The 14,896-nt window shown below is 73.1% G+C and carries 15 protein-coding genes; 7 read left to right on the top strand and 8 right to left on the bottom strand.

The features are described 5' to 3' along the window. Together AB0C19_RS28260 and AB0C19_RS28265 are read left to right on the top strand one after the other, a co-directional pair. The coding region (locus AB0C19_RS28260) for a Scr1 family TA system antitoxin-like transcriptional regulator (RefSeq protein WP_357190169.1) at positions 1-191 on the top strand (191 nt) is incomplete at its 5' end. Between the two features lie 5 nt (positions 192-196). Next, positions 197-397, top strand: coding sequence for a DUF397 domain-containing protein (locus AB0C19_RS28265; protein WP_112582016.1), 201 nt, complete (start codon positions 197-199; stop codon positions 395-397). A 41-nt stretch (positions 398-438) separates the two neighbouring features. On the opposite strand, the gene AB0C19_RS28270 is transcribed toward AB0C19_RS28265, so the two are convergent. The 5 genes from AB0C19_RS28270 to AB0C19_RS28290 form a co-directional block, all read right to left on the bottom strand. After that, positions 439-1,488, bottom strand: a complete 1,050-nt coding sequence (locus tag AB0C19_RS28270) for an ROK family protein (protein WP_357190171.1) — start codon at positions 1,486-1,488, stop codon at positions 439-441. Positions 1,489-1,683: 195 nt separating this feature from the next. Beyond that, a complete protein-coding gene (locus AB0C19_RS28275) occupies positions 1,684-2,469 on the bottom strand; it encodes a putative protein N(5)-glutamine methyltransferase (RefSeq protein ID WP_357190173.1) in 786 nt (261 codons plus the stop codon). 8 nt (positions 2,470-2,477) lie between these two features. Beyond that, positions 2,478-3,596, bottom strand: a complete 1,119-nt coding sequence (locus AB0C19_RS28280; protein WP_357190174.1) for a cystathionine gamma-lyase — start codon at positions 3,594-3,596, stop codon at positions 2,478-2,480. A gap of 8 nt (positions 3,597-3,604) precedes the next feature. Then, positions 3,605-4,612 carry an NAD(P)H-dependent glycerol-3-phosphate dehydrogenase gene (locus AB0C19_RS28285; protein ID WP_210786417.1) on the bottom strand — a complete coding sequence of 336 codons (1,008 nt, stop codon included), beginning with the start codon at positions 4,610-4,612 and terminating at the stop codon, positions 3,605-3,607. A 76-nt stretch (positions 4,613-4,688) separates the two neighbouring features. After that, a complete protein-coding gene (locus AB0C19_RS28290; RefSeq protein WP_357190177.1) occupies positions 4,689-5,426 on the bottom strand; it encodes a lysophospholipid acyltransferase family protein in 738 nt (245 codons plus the stop codon). Positions 5,427-5,554: 128 nt separating this feature from the next. Here AB0C19_RS28290 and cofC point away from each other — a divergent pair, with 128 nt between their 5' ends. From cofC to AB0C19_RS28315, 5 genes are read left to right on the top strand one after another with little or no spacing between them, the layout of a single operon-like run. After that, positions 5,555-6,202 (top strand): 2-phospho-L-lactate guanylyltransferase, encoded by a 648-nt coding sequence (gene cofC, locus AB0C19_RS28295; RefSeq protein WP_357190179.1) that lies wholly within the window; start codon positions 5,555-5,557, stop codon positions 6,200-6,202. A 58-nt stretch (positions 6,203-6,260) separates the two neighbouring features. Beyond that, positions 6,261-6,458: a hypothetical protein gene (locus AB0C19_RS28300; protein ID WP_030335323.1), complete on the top strand. Its 198-nt coding sequence runs from the start codon at positions 6,261-6,263 to the stop codon at positions 6,456-6,458. Between the two features lie 54 nt (positions 6,459-6,512). Then, on the top strand, positions 6,513-8,876 hold the full coding sequence (locus AB0C19_RS28305; protein ID WP_357190181.1) for an RNA degradosome polyphosphate kinase: 2,364 nt from the start codon (positions 6,513-6,515) through the stop codon (positions 8,874-8,876). Positions 8,877-8,900: 24 nt separating this feature from the next. Continuing rightward, the gene (locus AB0C19_RS28310; protein WP_357190183.1) at positions 8,901-10,421 is read left to right on the top strand and encodes a CYTH and CHAD domain-containing protein; all 1,521 of its coding nucleotides are present in this window, start codon (positions 8,901-8,903) and stop codon (positions 10,419-10,421) included. After that, positions 10,409-11,287 carry an NUDIX hydrolase gene (locus AB0C19_RS28315; protein WP_357190185.1) on the top strand — a complete coding sequence of 293 codons (879 nt, stop codon included), beginning with the start codon at positions 10,409-10,411 and terminating at the stop codon, positions 11,285-11,287. Before AB0C19_RS28310 ends, AB0C19_RS28315 begins: the two co-directional genes overlap by 13 nt. 27 nt (positions 11,288-11,314) lie before the next feature. Here the strand turns inward: AB0C19_RS28315 and AB0C19_RS28320 are convergent, their stop codons facing one another. The 3 genes from AB0C19_RS28320 to leuD all read right to left on the bottom strand — a co-directional run bounded on the left by AB0C19_RS28320 (position 11,315) and on the right by leuD (position 14,885). Further along, positions 11,315-13,279 (bottom strand): endonuclease/exonuclease/phosphatase family protein, encoded by a 1,965-nt coding sequence (locus AB0C19_RS28320; protein WP_357190187.1) that lies wholly within the window; start codon positions 13,277-13,279, stop codon positions 11,315-11,317. Between the two features lie 162 nt (positions 13,280-13,441). Then, positions 13,442-14,125 (bottom strand): HU family DNA-binding protein, encoded by a 684-nt coding sequence (locus AB0C19_RS28325; protein ID WP_357190189.1) that lies wholly within the window; start codon positions 14,123-14,125, stop codon positions 13,442-13,444. Between the two features lie 172 nt (positions 14,126-14,297). Next, positions 14,298-14,885, bottom strand: coding sequence for a 3-isopropylmalate dehydratase small subunit (gene leuD, locus AB0C19_RS28330; protein ID WP_145786804.1), 588 nt, complete (start codon positions 14,883-14,885; stop codon positions 14,298-14,300). Between the last annotated feature and the right edge of the window lie 11 nt (positions 14,886-14,896).

The following is a 14,896-nucleotide window of genomic DNA, read 5'->3' on the forward strand; positions in this document are numbered from 1 at the left end:
TGCACATCCTCGAGTTCGCCGACCCGGAGGACCCGATCATCGCGTCGGTGGAGACCGTTGCGGGTCAGATGATCCTCGACCGCGCCGGCGAGACGCGTACCTGCACCAAGATCATGGAGCATCTCCGAAGCGTGGCGCTCAGCCCGGCGGACAGCCGCGAGATGCTCCTGTCAGTCCTGAAGGGACGGTAGGACCGATGACCCCGATGATCACAGCGGCCTTGGCCGCGGCGCGCTGGCGCAAGAGCAGCCGCAGCGGCGACGAAGGCGCCTGCGTGGAGGTGGCCGCGATCCCGCGGCTCGTTGCCGTGCGCGACTCCAAGGACCCGGCCGGCCCGGCTCTGCTGTTCCCAACGGCGGCCTGGGCCGCCTTCGCCCAGGCGCCACCGCAGCGCTGACCACAGGTGCCGAGCCGGTGCGGGCCGAGGCCCGCGCCGGCTCAGGCAACCAGCGGGCGGGGCTCCGGAACGGCGCGTAGCGCCTCCAGCGCGGCGATCGCGACGCCTCGGGCGCCGGCCATGTCCCGATCCGGTACCAGGGCGAAGGTGGCCACCGCCGCCTGCTCCTCGCGGAGCACAGTGTGCTCCCGGACCGTCGCCAGGAACCAGTCGCGGAACTCCGGCGCCGCCTCCACCACTCCGCCGCCGACGAAGTACGCGTGCGGGTCGGTGAAGTTCGCGGCGACGGTGAACAGCCGCCCCAACGCCATCGCCTGCTGGGTGAACAGGTCCCGCGCGAGGGCGTCCTCGCGCTCGCCGTACCCCCGGACCAGCTTGGCCGCCCGGGCCACCGGCTCGGCCGCGAGCGGGTGGCCCGGGTACCGGGTCAGCCAGTACGGCAGCAGGTTGCGTTCGATGCCGGTCAGCGAGGCGACGCTCTCGACGTCTCCGGTGAAGCCGCAGGCACAGGTGGGCTCCGGCTGACCCGGGCCGAGCAGCCCGCTCAGCGGAATGTGCACGTGGCCCAGCTCCCCCGCCATCCCGGCCGCACCGGCGATCACCCGACCGCTCTCGACCACACCGCCACCGAGGCCGGTGCCGACGATCGCGGACACCGACGAGCGGTTCATCGCGTCGGCGCCGAAGTGGACGTGGTGGGCGTAGAGCGCCGCCGCGTTGCCGTCGTTGTGGTAGATCACCGGCAGGCCGAGCCGTCGCTCCAGCGCCCCTCGCACGTCGAAGCCGCGCCAGGCCGGCTGGGAGAAGTTGGTGGAGCCCCGCGACGAGATGACGCCCTCGGCGCTGGCCGGGCCGGGAGTGTCCAGCCCGACCGCCTGGACCAGGTCACGCGGCACGCCGGTCTGCGCCAGTGCGCCGTCCAGCGCCACTGCCAACGCCTCGATCGCCGCTTCCGGCCCGGCCCGCACCTCGCTGGGGATCTCCAACAGCCCGTCCACCAGGAAGCGGCCGTCCACCGTCAGCACTGTGGCGTTGTTGCTGGTGCCGCCGTTGTCCAGCCCGACGACCACCGGCACCCCTGCGCTGCCCACCGAAACCGCCTCCCGCCGTCGTGAGTGTGAGCCGAGGCTAGTGCCAACCCCGCTCCCCCGCCATGCCCGGGCAGCCCCAGCCGGGCGTGCACCAACCGCTCCGCACTCCGCCACCGTCGATCAAGGAGTTGTGGTGGGGGATGGAACACCCGTTATGGCGCTTACCGGGCACCACAACTCCATGATCGACCCGGGTCAGGGGCGGCGGGCGCTTATCGCGGTAGCGTCCAGGTCTTCGTCGTGGTGCACCGTGGGCATCAGGCCGGCTTCCTCGAACGCGGCGCAGAGTGTGTCGACCTGGGTGGTGCCGGCTTCGACCACCAGGTGGCCGCCGGGGGTCAGCCACCCGGCCGCGTCGGCGCCGACCCGGCGCAACACGGAGAGCCCGTCCGGGCCGCCGTCGAGCGCCACCGGAGCCTCGTGCAGTCGCGCCTCCGGCGGCATCAGCGCGACAGCGTCGGTCGGCACGTACGGGGCGTTGGCGACCACCAGGTCCAGCCGGCCCCGCCACTGTCGGGGCAGCGGCGCGAAGAGGTCACCCTCGTACACCTCGGCGTCCAACCCGACGACGTTGCGGCGCGCACATGCCACGGCCCCCGGATCGATGTCGGCGGCAGCCAGCCAGCGCGGCGCGAGCCGGTGCGCCAGCGCGACGGTGGTGGCCCCGGAGCCGCAGCACAGGTCGACCACGGCCGGCGCCGCGCCGGTCAGGTCGGCCGCGACCTCGACCAGCAGGGCGGTCCGGGCCCGGGGCACGAAGACGCCCTCGTCGACGGCTATCCGCAGGCCGCAGAACTCCGCCCAGCCGAGCAGGTACTCCAACGGTTCGCCGGCCACCCGACGGTCGGTCAGGTCCGCCAACGCCGCAGGGCTGTGCGCGGCGGCCAGCAGCAGCTCGGCCTCGTCCTCGGCGTAGACGCAACCGGCGGCCCGCAACCGACCCACCAGGGCGGCCCGGTCGCTGGGGGAAGGAAGCGCCATGGGAGACGTCAGACCGGCCCCGCCACATCCAACGCGGCGGCGATGTCGGCCACCAGGTCCGCGGTGTCCTCCGCGCCGCAGGAGAGCCGGACGAAGCCGGGAGCGGTGTCGTCGCCCCACTGCGCCCGCCGGTCCGCAGTGGTGTGCAGGCCACCGAAGGAGGTCGCCGCCGCCACCAGCCGGGCGGCCTCGACGAATCGGCCCACCCGGTCGGCGTCGCCCAGGTCGAACGAGAGCACCCCCGGTATCCGGCGCATCTGCGCCGAGGCCACCCGGTACGCCGGGTCGTCCGGCCGCCCCGGCCACCGCAGGCCGGTCACGTCCGACCGGCCTGCGAGCAGGTCCACGACAGCGGCGGCGTTCGCGCTCTGCCGCGCCAGCCGCAGGTCGAGAGTGGCCAATGACCGGTGAGCCAGCCAGGCGTCGAACGCGCCCGGAACCGCCCCGGTGGTGGTACGCCAGGTCGTCACCGCGTCGATCAGCTCGGTGGACCGGCTGGCCAGGTAGCCCAGCAGCAGGTCGGAGTGGCCGGTGAGCGCCTTCGTTCCGGAGGCGACCACAAGGTCGGCACCGAGATCCAGCGGACGCTGTCCGAGCGGGGTGGCTGTGGTGTTGTCCACGGCGAGCAGCGCGCCGGCCGCGTGCGCCCGCTCGGCCAGGGCCGCCACGTCGACCACGTCGAGGCCCGGGTTGGCGGGCGTCTCCACCAGCACCAGCCGAACGCCCTCGAACGACGGGTACGGCCCGACGGTCGGCGCGAACAGCACCCGGACGCCGATCGCCTCCAGCACACCGGTGGCGAACGCCCGGACCGGGAAGTATCCGTCGGTGGGGAGCACCACCGTGTCCCCCGGCCGCAGCAGTGTGAGCAGCAGGCCGGTGATGGCCGCCTGACCGGTCGAGAAGACCCGGCAGTCACCGCCCTCCAGCTCGCCCACCGCCGCCTCCAGCAGCCGGCGGGTCGGGTTGTCGGGGCGGCCGTAGCCGTTCGGCGACGTGCCCTGACCCTCGAACGGGTCGAGGTGGTACGGCGCGGCGAAGACCGGCCCGGGTAGGAACGGGTCCCCCGGTGCGGGCTCGGGCAGGCCGGCACGGACGCAGCGGGTGCCGTCCCCCCACTCGCTCATCGGGTCCGTCACTCGTACGACTCCGGTTTGGCGGTGCGGCTCATCAGGGTCTCCACGGCGAGGCGCGGGTCCATCCCCTCGTGACAGATCCGCTCGACGTGCTCGGTGATCGGCATCTCCACGCCGTGCGCACGGGCCAGGTCGCGGATCGCCAGGCAGCTCTTCACGCCCTCGGCGGTCTGCCGGGTGGCGGTCTGGGCCTGCTCCAGCGTCTCGCCCCGGCCCAGATGCTCGCCGAAGGTGCGGTTGCGGGCCAGCGGGGACGAGCAGGACGCGACCAGGTCGCCCATGCCGGCGAGGCCGGCGAAGGTGATCGGGTCCGCGCCGAGCGCCACGCCAAGTCGGGCCGTCTCGGCCAGCCCACGGGTCATCAGCATGGCTCGGGTGTTGTCGCCGAAACCCATAGCGGTGGCGATGCCGTACGACAGGGCGATCACGTTCTTGACCGCCCCGCCCAGCTCACAGCCGATCACGTCGTCGTTCGTGTAGGGGCGCAGGTACGGCGTCCGGATCGACGACTGGACGAGCGTGGCGCGGGCGCTGTTCGTCCCGGCGACCACTGTCGCGGCGGGCTGCTCGGCGGCGATCTCCGGGGCCAGGTTCGGGCCGGACACGACTACCACCCGGTCCGCGGCGACCCCGGCGGTCTCCACGATGACCTCGCTCATCCGCTTGGTGGTGCCCAGCTCGATGCCCTTCATCAGCGACACCAGGGTGCTATCCGGGTGCAGGTGCCCGGCCCACTCGGCGAGGTTGCCGCGCAGGGTCTGCGACGGCACGGCCAGCACCACCACCTCGGCACCGGTGATCGCCTCGGCGGCGTCGGCGGTGGCGGTGACGCGGGCCGGGAGCAGCAGGTCGGGCAGGTACTCCGGATTGCGGCGCTCGGTCCGGATGCTCTCGGCGACCGGCGCCCGGCGGGCCCACACCGTCACGTCCCGCCCCGCGTCCGCGAGGATCTTGGCGAACGCGGTACCCCAGGAACCGGCACCGAGCACTGCGACGTGACCGCTCATGCCACCGCTCCGCTTCGCTTCGCGACGGCCTGAGCGACACGGCAACTGAGCCAGATGATTCGCTCGCTTCGCTCGCTCATGCCGCTTCGTCCCGCTGCTCGCGGCCGACGGAGGACCGGGCCGGTCGCTCCCACAGTGGCGGCGGGGTACCGCCACGGATCTCGGCGAGCATGTCCCGCAGCCGCAACATGATGGTGTCCGTCATCTCCTCGAGGGTGTCCCGGGTCGGCTGGGCGTCCGCCCACCGGCTCAGGTCGATCGGCTCCCCGGCGGTAACGGTCACCGGGATCCGGGGGCGCAGGCTGACACGGGTCGTCCGCGGGTCGAAGATCCGTTCCGGCCCCCACATCACCACCGGTACGACCGGGGCGCCGGTGGCCAGGGCCAGCCGGGCCGCACCGGTCTTGGCCTTCATCGGCCAGAGCTCCGGCTGTCGCGTGGTGGTGCCCTCAGGGTAGATCACGACCGCGCCGCCCTCGTCGAGCGCGGCGACCAGTGCGTCCAGCGAGCGGACCGCGTCCACGCTGCCCCGTTCGACCGGGATCTGCCGGCACCGGTGCAGGATCCAGCCGACCACCGGCACCCGGAACACGCTGGCCTTGCCCAGGTACTGCGGCCAGCGCCCGGAGTCGTAGATGAAGTGCGCCGACACCAGCGGGTCGGCGTGGGAGATGTGGTTCGCCACGATGATCATGCCGCTGTCGCCGTGGAGATGTTCCTGACCACGCCAGGTACGCCGGGTCCAGACGGTCATCACCGGCTTCACCAGCCACACGGCGAACCGTTGCCAGAACCCCAGCCTCCGCCGTGCCACTGTGCCTCCTCTTCGCGCCCCGACCCCGCCGCGAAATCCCGCCCGCGACGCCCGCAGCGGAAATCATGCCTGCTCGCCCCCGGTACGGCCAGCGAGGGGCCCGGCGTCCGGCTGGCAGGATTGCGGACGTGACTCAGCCGAGGTGGGCCGTGGTGGTGCCGGTGAAGCGGCTGGCCGTGGCGAAGAGCCGGCTGCGGGGCGCGCTGACCGGCGTACCGCACGAGGAGTTGGCGCTGGCCCTGGCGGCCGACACGCTCCGCGCGGTGCTGGCCTGCCCGGCGGTCGCCGAGGCCCTGGTGGTGACCGACGACGCCCGGGTGGCGGCGGCGGCGCGGGACGCCGGCGCGCGAGTGCTGCCGGACGAGCCGGACGCCGGCCTGAACGCCGCGTTCCGGCACGGGGCGGCCACTGCCGCCGCCGGGTGGGTGGCCGGGATCACCGCGGATGTGCCGGCGCTGCGCCCGGCCGAGTTGGCCGGTGCGCTGCTCGCGGCACAGAACGGTCGACAGGGGGTACGCCGGTTCCTGCCGGACGCCCCCGGCGGGGGCACTGTGCTGCTCACCGCCGGCCCGGGTGTGCCGCTGGATCCGCGTTTCGGCGTGGGCTCGGCGGTCGCGCACGCGGCGAGCGGGGCGCTGCCACTCGACGGCGACTGGCCCAGCCTGCGCCGGGACGTGGACACCGCCGCGGACCTGGCCGCCGCCGCCCGGCTCGGGCTGGGGCCGCGCACTGCCGCACTGGTGGCCGTCGGTCGCCCCGCCCGCGCCGCAGGCTGAGCCGCCCGGTGGGCTGAGCCCGCGCCACCGGGTGAACCGCCGGGTGTACGGTGCCAGCATGCAGGGCACTGTGGCCAGCTACGACGCGGCGACGCGCAGCGGCGTCCTGCTGCTCGACGACGGCACCGAGATGCGCTTCCCCGCCCGGGCCTTCGACGCCTCCGGGCTGCGGCTTCTCCGGCTCGGGCAGCGGGTCCGCATCGACACCGATCCCGACGGCGAGGTTGTCCGGGTGACATTGCCGACGATGATCTGACCCGGCGAGCCCAAGTTCATTTTGCGTTAACCGTAATCGGGTGATTATGAGCGGGTGAGCACCCCTCGCGAGCAACCCGCCCAGCCGCCCGCCACCGACCTCCGCAACGGCTCCCGTACGCGCGGCACCGATGGGCGCTTCCGCCCGTCCCGCGCCGAACGTGCCGGTGCCGCCCGCGCCGACACGCTCGCCGACGATCCCGGTGCCGCCTCCTCCGGGCTGGACGAGGTCATCGACCCCGCCCCGACCATCGAGGCGGACGGCCCGACCGCCGGTGGCGTCCACCAGGTCCTGCCGGACGACCTGCCGACCGGTGCCGCACCTGAGGACGACGACGAGCCCCCGGCGGCCCCGCCGCTGCCCGAGGACCGGTTCCTCAACCGGGAGCTGTCCTGGCTCGACTTCAACGCCCGGGTGCTCACCCTGGCCGAGGATCAGGGCACCCCGCTGCTGGAGCGGGCCAAGTTCCTGGCCATCTTCGCCAGCAATCTCGACGAGTTCTACATGGTGCGCATCGCCGGGCTGAAGCGGCGGCTCTCCGCCGGCCTGCCGGTGCGCGGCGGCGACCGGCTGCCCCTGCGTACGCAGTTGGAGCTGATCGCCGAGCGGACCGCCGCGCTGGGCGCTCGGCACGCCGCCTGCTTCGTCGACGACGTGCTGCCCAAGCTGGCCGACGAGGGCATCCGCATCCTGCGCTGGGGCGAGCTGGGCGACGGCGAACGGGAGCGGCTGCGCACCTACTTCCGGGAGCACATCTTCCCGGTGCTGACCCCGCTCGCTGTGGACCCGGCGCACCCGTTCCCGTACATCTCGGGGCGGTCGCTGAACCTGGCGGTGGCGGTTCGTGACCCGGACGGCGGTTCGGAGCTTTTCGCCCGGGTGAAGGTGCCCAACAACGTCCCCCGCTTCGTCCGGGTGGACCGGGACCAGCCGGGCGTCCGGATGTTGCCGGTGGAGGACCTGATCTCGGTGCACCTGGGGCAGCTGTTCAGCGGCATGCAGGTGGTCGAGTGCCACCTGTTCCGGGTCACCCGCAACGCCGAGGTGGAGGTCGACGAGGACCGCGACGAGGATCTGCTCCAGGCCCTGGAACGGGAGTTGGCCCGACGGCGGTTCGGTCCCCCGGTCCGCCTGGAGGTCGCCGCGTCCATCTCCGAGCACATGTTGGAGTTGCTCGTCCGCGAGCTGGACATGGACGACCAGGACGTGCTGCGGGTGCCCGGCCTGCTCGACCTGTCCGCGCTGTGGCAGGTCTACGGCGAGGCGGACCGGCCGGACCTGAAGGACCCGCCGTTCGTGCCGGCGACCCATCCTCGGCTCGCCGAGGGCGAGGTGCCGCGCAGCGTCTTCTCCACACTGCGCGACGGGGACATCCTCGTGCACCACCCGTACCACTCGTTCGCCACCAGCGTGCAGCGCTTCATCGAGCAGGCCGCCGCCGACCCGAACGTGCTGGCCATCAAGCAGACCCTCTACCGGACCAGCGGCGACTCACCGATCGTCGACGCCCTCGTCGACGCGGCCGCCGCCGGCAAGCAGGTGGTGGTGCTGGTGGAGGTGAAGGCCCGCTTCGACGAGGTGGCAAACATCGGCTGGGCCCGCACGCTGGAACGCGCCGGCTGCCACGTCGTGTACGGCCTGGTCGGCTTGAAGACGCACTGCAAGACCGCGCTGGTGGTCCGACAGGAGGGCAACCAGATCCGTCGCTACTGCCACATCGGCACCGGCAACTACCACCCGAAGACGGCCCGACTGTACGAGGACTTCGGCATGCTCACCGCCGACCCGGAGATCGGCGCCGACCTCACCGACCTGTTCAACGTGCTCACCGGCTACAGCCGGCAGACCGCGTACCGGCGGTTGTTGGTCGCCCCGCAGGGCATCCGCAGCGGCCTCATCGAACGGATCGAGCGGGAGATTTCACACGTCCGCCTGGGCATGCCCGGCCTGGTCCAGTTCAAGGTCAACTCCCTGGTCGACGAGGGGGTGACCGACGCGCTGTACCGCGCCTCCCAGGCCGGCGTCCACGTCGACCTGCTCATCCGGGGCATGTGCACGCTGCGCCCGGGAGTGCCGGGGCTGTCGGAGAACATCAGGGTCCGCTCGATTCTCGGCCGGTTCCTGGAGCACTCCCGGGTCTTCCGGTTCGGCAACAACGGTGAGGCCGAGTTCTGGATGGGCTCGGCCGACCTCATGCACCGCAACCTGGACCGTCGGGTGGAGGCGCTGGTGCAGGTGAGCGACCCGATCGCCCGCGCCGAGTTGGACCACGTGCTCGCCGCCGCGATGAGCCCCGAAGTGGACGCGTTCGAGCTGGCCGGCGACGGGACCTGGACCCGGCGTACCGGCGGTGACAACGCCGCCCGGGCCCATCTGCAGGAACTGCTGCTGCGCCGCGTCGGTGGCACGGCCAGCTGACCGCGCAGCGCATAGGCTGAGCTGATGGTCGAGGAGGAGCAGAAGTACGAGGTGGACGACGCCTATGTGCTGCCGGACCTGGCCGGCACGGCCCCGGCCGGCGGTCGGGTCCGGGCGCTACCACCGGTGACGCTGGTCGCCCGCTATCTCGACACTGTCGACCTGCGGCTGGCCCGCGCCGGTGCCTCGCTGCGCCACCGCAAGGGCGACGAACTGCCCTGGACTGTGAAACTACCGACCGGGACGCCGGGCGTGCGGCATGAGATCTCCCGTCCCGGGCCGAAGGGGCAGCCGCCTCCGGAGCTGGTGGAGTTGGTCACCGTCCTGCACCGGGGGGCGCCGCTGGCCCCGGTGACTGTGGTGCGGACGGCGCGGCACGCGTACGAGGTGTGTGACCGGGCCGGCACCGTCCTCGCCGAGGTGGTGGACGACCGGGTGACGGTGCTCGACGATTCCGGCGGCACCACCGACACGTTTCGCGAGGTGGAGGTGGAGCTGAAGGCCGGCGACCGGAAGCTGCTCGACCGGGTCGGCGGGGTGCTGCGCGAGGCTGGCGCCCAGGGAGGGTCGTTCACGCCGAAGCACGTACGGGCGCTGGGCGAGACGGCGCAGGCCGATCCGGACCTGGTCGCACCGGCCGGGCTGACCGCCGAGCCGAGCGCCGGTGACGTGGTGACCGAGTCGCTACGCAAGGAGATTCGCCGGCTGTTGGCGCACGACCCGCTGGTCCGGCTGCGCGCCCCGGCCGCCGGTGGCGACACTGCGGTGCATCAGATGCGGGTGGCCTGCCGACGCCTGCGCAGTGATCTGCGTACCTTCAAACCGTTACTGCGAAGGACCTGGTCCCGACCGCTGCGCACCGAGCTGCGCTGGTTGGCCGACGTGCTCGGCGCGGCCCGCGACGCCGAGGTGCTGCGCGCGCGGCTGCGCCGTACCGCCGACGCCGATCCGTTGAGCCCGCTCGACCGGGGCGCTGTGGATCGACTCGACGAGGTGCTCGCCGAACGGCAGCGGCGGGCGCTCACCGCCATCGACGAGATGCTGCGCTCCGCGCGCTACCTGGCTCTGGTGGACTCCCTGGTGCTGGCCGCCCGCGCACCCCGGTTCACCCGCCGGGCGGCAGCGCCGGCAGCGCAGGCGCTACCCGCGCTGGTGGCCCGCCCCTGGCGGCGGTTGACCGGGCCGGACGGCGTCGGCGGGCTCGACGCGCAGTCGCCGGACGAGCGCTGGCACGCCGTCCGCAAGGAGGGCAAGCAGACCCGGTACGCGGTAAACGCGGTGGCCCCGACGGTCGGCAAGGGCGCACGGCGGCTGTCCCGCGCACTGGCCAGGGTGCAGGACGTGCTCGGCGAGCACCAGGACGCGGCGGTGGCGGCGGACACCTGGTTGGAGATCGCCGCCGAGCGACCGGACGACCACGAGCTGGCGGTCACCGCCGGGCGGCTGGCCGAGCGGGAACGCCAGTCGGTACGCCGGACGAGGGGTCTCCTCCCGGCCGCCTGGCACCGGGCCACCCGGCGACGGCGCACCAGTTGGCTGCCGTGACGGGCATCCGGGCGGCGGGCGGGGTGGCCTGGCGGCCGACCGACGACGGCGTACGCGTCTGCGTGGTGCACCGCCCCCGTTACGGCGACTGGACGCTACCGAAGGGCAAGCTGGAGCCGGGCGAGCCCGCGCTGGCCGCGGCGGTCCGTGAGGTGGCCGAGGAGGCCGACGTGCGGGGCGTGCCGCAGGTGCGGCTGCCGTCGGTGCGGTACCGCAGCGAGGGGCAACCCAAGCTGGTCGACTACTGGTCGATGCTCGCTGTGGCCAGCGGCGGTTTCCAACCGGACACCGAGGTGGACGACATCCGCTGGCTCGCTGTGGACGACGCGATCCGGTTGGTCAGCTACCCGCACGACGCCGAGGTGTTGGCGGCGTTCGCCGCGCTGCCGTCGGTAACGGCGACTGTCGCGCTGGTCCGGCACGCGCACGCCGGGAAGCGGGCCACCTGGTCCGGCCCGGACGTCGGGCGCCCCCTGGACGCCGAGGGGTGGGCCCAGGCGAGCACGCTGGCCGAGCTGATCGCCCTGATCCGGCCGGCCCGACTGGTGTCGGCGTCGCCGCGACGGTGCGTGCAGACACTCGACCCGGCCGCCGCGTTGCTCGACCTGCCGATCGAGGTCTGCGGCGACCTGGACGAGCCACAACCCGGTCAGCAGAGCGACGAGCAGATCCTCGCCACCGCCGCCCGGCTGCTGGAGCTGGCCGGCGCCGGTGGGCAGTCGGCGGTGTGCAGCCAGGGCAAGGTCCTGCCGGGCGCCCTGGAGCGGCTGACCGGCCGCACCGACGAGGACTTCACCACCCCGAAGGGCGGCGGCTGGCTGCTCGCCTTCGCCGCCGACCGGCTGCTGGCCGCCGATCGCCTGTAGGGCCCGCGTTCGACGGGCCCGGCCTGGTCAGCGGGGCGGCAGGGTCACTGTCACCGCGACCGGCAGGTGATCGCTGGCGGTGCTGCGCGGCGCGACCGGATCACTCGGGGTCAGGCCGGGCGAGACGAAGATGTGGTCGATCTGCTGGCGCGGGTCGTCCGCCGGGCTGGTCGCCAGCGGTCGGGCGGCGGCAAACGCGTCGACCAGGCCGGCCTTGGTGAACTCCGCGAACGCTTCGTCGCCCGGCTCGGTGTTCAGGTCACCCGCCACCACCAGCGGCCGACCGGCCGCGTACCGGGTGGCGAAGTCGGCGACCGCGCGGGCCTGGACCACCGGGCCCTTGCCGGGCGGCGGTTGCAGGTGGGTGCTGACCACCGTGGTACGGACACCGTCGCCGAGGTCCAGAGTGACGGCGAGGGCCTGCGCTCCGGTGGGCGCGCCGACGGCGGCCAGCGGGAGGGTCCGCGGATCGCGTACCGGCCAACGGCTGAGCACCGCGTCACCCCAGACCGGGTCGGCGGCCGGCCCGAAGACGTACGGCATGGCGAGCCGGTCGGCCAACAGGTCCAGGGTGTCGTGCCCACCGTTGAGCAGCCACGCCCGGTCCACCTCGCTGAGCAGCACCACGTCGGGCCGCTGCCGTTCGACGACCTGGGCGAGGCCGGCCAGGTCGAACCGGCCGTCCAGCCCGAACCCCATCCGGATGTTGTACGCCACCACCGTCAACCGTTCCGGTGGGCCGTCGCGGTTGCTGGCCACCGGCACCTCGTCGGCGAGCACCGGTGCCAGCAGGGCCAGCGCGGTGACCGCGGCCGCGGCCCGGAGCGGCGGAAACGGCCCGGGAAGCCGGTCGGCGACGGGGCGGGCGGTGAACGCCACGGCGGCGATCAGCACGGCCACCACCACCGGCACCGCCGCGTTGGGGTAGCCGAGGTCGTAGGCCGAGTAGTAGCCGACCGCGCCGAGCGCGAAGACGAGCATCCCGGCGGCGACCGCGTACCCCCGCCGTGGGGCGCTGGTGCCACCAGCGGTGCCGGCGCTCGCGGTATCGGCTGCTGGCTGGCTGGTGTCGTCGGTCAACGCGAGGCAGGCGCCGAGGCCTACCGCGGCGAGGAGGATGGCCGGCAGGAGCAGGTCGCCCCGGTCGAGGGCGAACAGCACAGCGCCGGCGAGCAGCGCCACCGGGCCGTACGCCCGGCCCCACCCACGGGGCGGCCGGGTCAACGCGGCGCACAGGAACCCGGCGACCGCCACCGGCACCGGCGCCAGGCCGAACAGCGGCGAACGAGCCACCCCGTCCCCGGCGACCAGGTACGACATCCCGGTTCGAGCCAGCGCCGGGGAGAGCGCCACCATCCCGGCCAACAGCAGCGCCGGCCCGGCCAGCAGCCAGGCCCGGCCACCACCGGGGCCGGCAGCGGCGTCAGCGGGGCCGACAGGGGCGTCAGCGGGGCCAGCGAGGGCATCACCCGCACCGCCGCGCCGGCCGGGTTGCGCCGTGCCGGCCAGGAACACCGCCACCGCGACGACGCTGAGCAGCCAGGCCACCCAGTCACCCCGCCAGACCAGGTCGACGGTGTCCAGCACCGCGTGTACTGCCGCGTTGACAGCGAACCCCAACGCCAGCCCCGGGACCGGGCGGTCGGTGTCGGCGGCGACGCCGACCAGCCAGACCAGCCCGGCGAGCAACCCGGCGGTGGCCAACCAGAGCTGCGTACGCCCGCCGGGAGCGGTGGTGAGCGCGAGCCGGGCGACGGCGAGCGCGACGGCGGCGACGAGCGTGACCGGGCGGGCCCCGACGCGGCGGACCACTGCGGGTGCGCCCATCGCGAGCACGAACCAGCCGAGGGCGAACGCCCCCATCAGCTCGGCCGGGGTGGACGCCGCCTGACCGAAGATGGTGATGATGCCGGGTAGCCATACCCGCAGCACGTCGATGAGGAGGAGCACGCCCAGCGCGAGCGTGCCGGTGGTGAGCTGGCGGTAGCGCACCGGCGCCCCATTTCCCGTCGACGTGCCGGCCCAGGGGTGGCCGGCACGGCGATTCTGCGCGAGCGAGCCAACAGGGTCAACGGTCCCCGTACGCCGAAAAGCCGCCCCGGTACGCCGAAAGGGCGCCCACCCACTGGTGGACGCCCTCGCGGTACGGGTCGGTCAGCGCTTGCTGGCCGCCTTCTTGGCCGGAGCCTTCTTCGCCGGCGCCTTCTTGGCCGCCGTGCTCTTGCTCGCCGCCGCGGTGGTCTTCTTCGCCGCGGTCGACCGGGTCGCGGCGGTGGTCTTCTTCGCCGCGGTGGTCTTCTTGCTGGCGGCCGTCTTGGTCGCCGTGGTGGTCTTGCTCGCCTTGGCCGGGGCGGTCTTCTTGCTGGCGGCCGTCTTGGTCGCCGTGGTGGTCTTGCTCGCCTTGGCCGGGGCGGTCTTCTTGCTGGCCGCCTTCGCCGTGGTCGCCTTGGTGCCCGCCGCCTTCGCGGTGGCCGCCTTGGTGCCGGTCGCCTTCGTGCTCGCCGCCTTGGCCGTGGCGGTGCTGGTGGCGGTCTTCTTCGTCGCCACCGTGGCCTTCGGCACCTTGCCGCTGGCCACCATTTCCTTGAACCCGGCGCCGGGGCGGAAGGTCGGGACTGACGTCTTCTTGACCTTCACCGCCTCGCCGGTACGCGGGTTGCGCGCTGTTCGCGCGCCACGCACACGCTTTTCGAATGCTCCGAATCCGGTGATCGCCACCTTCTCGCCCTTGGTGACCGCCGCCTGGACCTCGGTGAGGACCGCGTCGAGCGCGGCCGTCGCCATCTTCCGGTCCCCCAGGCGAACGGCGAGCGCCTCGATGAGCTCGGCCTTGTTCACGACTTCCTCCCGATTGTGCAACTGACTCGTCGCGAGCCATTCTGCGCGCACGGTATGCCCTGTGCTGCCGGGACACAAACATTCGGTAGAAAAAAGCCCTTGTGTCGTAACGGATTCACCCCCACCGGATGGACCGATGGGGGTGAAATCCGCTGTGCGGGCGGCCTAACGGCTATGCCACGGAGGGCAGGAACGGCAGTCTGCGCGCCTCGTAGGAGTCGATGTCGGCGGCGTGGCGGAGGGTGAGTCCAATGTCGTCGAGGCCTTCCAGAAGCCGCCAACGGCTGAAGTCGTCCAGCGGGAACGACCAGCTAGCGTCCCCCGCCCGGAGCTGGCGGGCGGTCAGGTCGACTGTCACCGCAGTGGTGGGATCCGCCTCGATCAGGTCCCACAACTCTTCGACGGCTTTCAATTCCAACTCGACCGGCAACAGACCTTCCTTGAGGGCGTTGCCGCGGAAGATGTCACCGAAGCGCGGGGCCACCACGGCGCGGAAGCCCCAGTCCCGTAGCGCCCAGACGGCGTGCTCCCGGGAGGAGCCGGTGCCGAACTCCGGGCCGGCGATGAGGATCGACGCCCCGGAATAGTTTTCATCGTTGAGCACGAATGCCGGATCTTCACGCCAGGCGCTGAACAGCCCGTCGGCGAAGCCCGTCCGGGTCACCCGCTTGAGGTACACGGCGGGGATGATCTGGTCGGTGTCCACGTTGGACCGGCGCAGCGGCACGGCAGTGCCGGTGTGGGTGGTGAACTTGTCCATCTCGTCGGTCC

Source organism: Micromonospora sp. NPDC048842 (assembly GCF_040649935.1).
In the GTDB taxonomy this organism is placed as follows: Bacteria; Actinomycetota; Actinomycetes; order Mycobacteriales; family Micromonosporaceae; genus Micromonospora; species Micromonospora hortensis.

What these genes read in the sequence shown, in the direction of transcription:
- AB0C19_RS28300 (WP_030335323.1), top strand. Translation starts at nt 6,261, where the DNA reads ATGCAGGGCACTGTGGCCAGCTACGACGCGGCGACGCGCAGCGGCGTC.
- AB0C19_RS28280 (WP_357190174.1), bottom strand. Translation starts at nt 3,596, where the DNA reads ATGAGCGAGTGGGGGGACGGCACCCGCTGCGTCCGTGCCGGCCTGCCC.
- AB0C19_RS28285 (WP_210786417.1), bottom strand. Translation starts at nt 4,612, where the DNA reads ATGAGCGGTCACGTCGCAGTGCTCGGTGCCGGTTCCTGGGGTACCGCG.
- leuD (WP_145786804.1), bottom strand. Translation starts at nt 14,885, where the DNA reads ATGGACAAGTTCACCACCCACACCGGCACTGCCGTGCCGCTGCGCCGG.
- AB0C19_RS28265 (WP_112582016.1), top strand. Translation starts at nt 197, where the DNA reads ATGACCCCGATGATCACAGCGGCCTTGGCCGCGGCGCGCTGGCGCAAG.
- AB0C19_RS28310 (WP_357190183.1), top strand. Translation starts at nt 8,901, where the DNA reads ATGGTCGAGGAGGAGCAGAAGTACGAGGTGGACGACGCCTATGTGCTG.
- AB0C19_RS28275 (WP_357190173.1), bottom strand. Translation starts at nt 2,469, where the DNA reads ATGGCGCTTCCTTCCCCCAGCGACCGGGCCGCCCTGGTGGGTCGGTTG.